The sequence below is a fragment of the Novipirellula sp. genome (assembly GCF_041583735.1).
Lineage (GTDB): Bacteria > Planctomycetota > Planctomycetia > Pirellulales > Pirellulaceae > Novipirellula.
In genome coordinates this window covers 1-2,711 of record NZ_JBFHFD010000897.1, presented here as the reverse complement: position 1 = coordinate 2,711, position 2,711 = coordinate 1, and the positions used below count along the sequence as shown (strand labels likewise).

At 56.9% G+C, this 2,711-nt stretch carries 4 protein-coding genes; 2 read left to right on the top strand and 2 right to left on the bottom strand.

Translation table 11 applies throughout. The features are described from left to right. The coding region (locus tag ABX962_RS34330; RefSeq protein ID WP_372726165.1) for a hypothetical protein at positions 1-201 on the bottom strand (201 nt) is incomplete at its 3' end. A 151-nt stretch (positions 202-352) separates the two neighbouring features. Here ABX962_RS34330 and ABX962_RS34325 point away from each other — a divergent pair. Next, a complete protein-coding gene (locus ABX962_RS34325; protein ID WP_372726164.1) occupies positions 353-502 on the top strand; it encodes a hypothetical protein in 150 nt (49 codons plus the stop codon). A 155-nt stretch (positions 503-657) separates the two neighbouring features. Beyond that, positions 658-2,103 (top strand): FAD-dependent oxidoreductase, encoded by a 1,446-nt coding sequence (locus ABX962_RS34320; RefSeq protein WP_372726163.1) that lies wholly within the window; start codon positions 658-660, stop codon positions 2,101-2,103. Positions 2,104-2,146: 43 nt separating this feature from the next. Here ABX962_RS34320 and ABX962_RS34315 read toward each other — a convergent pair. Next, a partial coding sequence (locus ABX962_RS34315; RefSeq protein WP_372726162.1) for an exo-alpha-sialidase occupies positions 2,147-2,711 on the bottom strand: 565 nt, incomplete at its 5' end.

Here is a 2,711-nt window from a genome sequence, read left to right as displayed (position 1 = left end):
GTCAAATAGCAACCGCCAGACTTTCACGGATTCTTTGAAGCCTACCTCAGTGGAGAATGGTTTTTGTTTGACGCGACCAGACTTGCCCCAGTCGGGGGATTTGTTCGCATCGGCACAGGCCGCGATGCCGCCGATGTTGCTTTTGCGACACTTCGCGGAGACGCCAAGAGCACGGGAATGGAAGTGTGGGCGAACGGTCAAGACGCGAACGACCACTTGTTGGACCCCGAGAACGTTGTAACCGCAGTTAGCTCGGCCTAACTCAAATTCTCGGCCTAGCCCAGATCTTGAATTTCCCGATGCGTGAATGGTTGAAGTTGCGATATTTAATACAAACACGTGGCGTAAGCCAGTGAATGGCTGGATTCTGGTGCGGATTGCTCTGGCCGCCGCCAAGCCACAAACGCACTCTCTTGCGCTTCGTGCTCGTATTTCGTTGGCAAAATTGTCCGTGGTCGCCAAATATCGCAACTTCAAAACCAACGTATTGGGCTGGCGATAACTGGCGGCACCATCGTAAGTCTGGCCAACATTTAGGTTCGGTTTTCGTATAGTCTATATAGACTGGTAAGACGGACCTGTTTCCCACGCAGCGATTTGCGCAACAGGAGTGCGGTCGCCAGGCTGTGAGGATGTCTCCAACTGGATGAAACCAAAATGAACTTAAAGTCTGCGTCGCGTCGTGCCTTTCTGCAATCGGCTGCTGGTGGTGTTATTGTTTCTGCATCGCTGACGTCGCCGGATACTGACGCCGCCGCCGCGAGCGAGGCGATTCGTGTGGCGAACCCTGTCAGCGGCGATGTTTTGCAGACGCAGGGGATATTATCCGCCGACCACCGACAACTAATCGAACAACAGCGGGCGATCCCCGTTGCGGGAACAACCGATGTCTTAGTCTGCGGAGGTGGGCCTGCCGGGATCGCCGCTGCCATCGCGGCCGCTCGCGCCGGCGCATCGGTGCAACTGATCGAGGTCGCCGGATGTTTGGGCGGTGTCTGGACCGCAGGGCTGCTGACCAAAATCCTTGATGCCGAAAACAAGTCGGGGATCATGGACGAGCTGCTAACGGCGTTTGCAACGCGTGGCAGCGAGGTGGCACGCGATTCACGTGGCACCGTTTACGATCCTGAAATCGCCAAGCTGGTTCTGGAAGAGTTGTGCGTCGATGCGGGGGTGAAAATTCGCCTGCATACTCGATTGGTCGGGGCTGTGACCGATTCGAACAACCGCGTGGTCGCGGTGCTGACGGAATCGAAATCTGGACGCGAAGCCTGGCTGGCCGACCGCTTTGTCGACTGCAGCGGCGATGGCGACTTGGCGGCCCACGCCGGCTGTCGTTTCGACGTCGGAGTGGGTAGCGATTGTGAATGTCAACCGATGTCGATGCTGGCGTTGTTGACCGGGATCGATGCCGAAGCCGTTCGCCCCTACATTCGCGAAACCGCGGCGTCCGCCAAACCGTTGCTGTTAAAGTTGATGGAGGACAACGGGATCACGCCATCGTATCGCGGGCCGACACTTCGGCATCTGCACAGCGGAATCTACTCGATCATGACCAATCACGAGTACGGTGTGTCCGCTTTTGACGCCGATGCCATTACCCAAGCGACCATCCGGGCTCGCCGCGAGATTCACGAAATCGTCAACGGATTGCGAAGTCTCGGCGGCATCTGGAAAGACATCGCCGTGGTCGCGACTGCCGAGCAGTTGGGCGTACGCGAAGGTCGCCGGATTCGCGGTCGCTATCACATTAGTGCACAGGATCTTGCCAAGGGATTAAAGCACCCTGAATCGGTCTGCCAGGCCAAGTTTTCGATTGATGTTCATGCACTGAATCAAGATGGCAATAAAGAGATCAGCCGCGAGTTCAAGAAAGGCGGACTGAAGCCGTATGACATCCCGTATCCTGCCTTGATCGCCGCGGATGTCGACGGATTGCTGATGGCAGGCCGCTGTATCAGCGGCGATTTCATTGCCCACTCGAGCTACCGAGTGACCGGCAATTCGGTGCCGATGGGCGAGGCCGCTGGGCGAGCCGCTGCCGTCTCGATCAAGCAACACGTGATGCCTCACGAGTTGAAATGGGATGAGATCAGAGGCTAACGAGGACCTGTTCGGTTCGCGTCGAAAGTCTTCGCGACGCTTGCTAAGGCGATATCAAACTTCGAATTGGGATCACGGCTAGCTCGGCACTGTTGTTGTTCCACAATTCACGTCCGCTTCCGACACGGCCGACGCCGCCACCGCTGTTGGAATAACCGACGTACAATTTTCCATCGTGCTCAATCGCGTAAGGATACGACAATTTCGCTTGCGGATGCGATTCACCCGGGCCGTCGTCATCTTCCGCGTGGCGAATCACAAACGCTTTGCTGAACAAACGCTCATTGGGACGCGTCACCGCAATCGTCAGCGGCGAACGCCGTCCGCCATTGTTTGCTGCCGTGGTTCCGACGAGGTATTGTTGACCGCTGCTAAGCGTGCCGGTGTAGGGTTTACTTGTCGTCATCGCCAGATTTGATGGACGTGACGCGGTCCATGTGTGACCATAATCGTCGCTCTCGGCAAGCAGCGCGGTGGCCTCAGCTCCATAGCGAGAAACATTGACGATCGTCGCACCATCGACAAACACGGTCGATTCACCCCACATGTTGCCGATTCCCTCACCGCGTGGGATCACAATTAGGTCCCAGGCGGTGAAATCATCACCG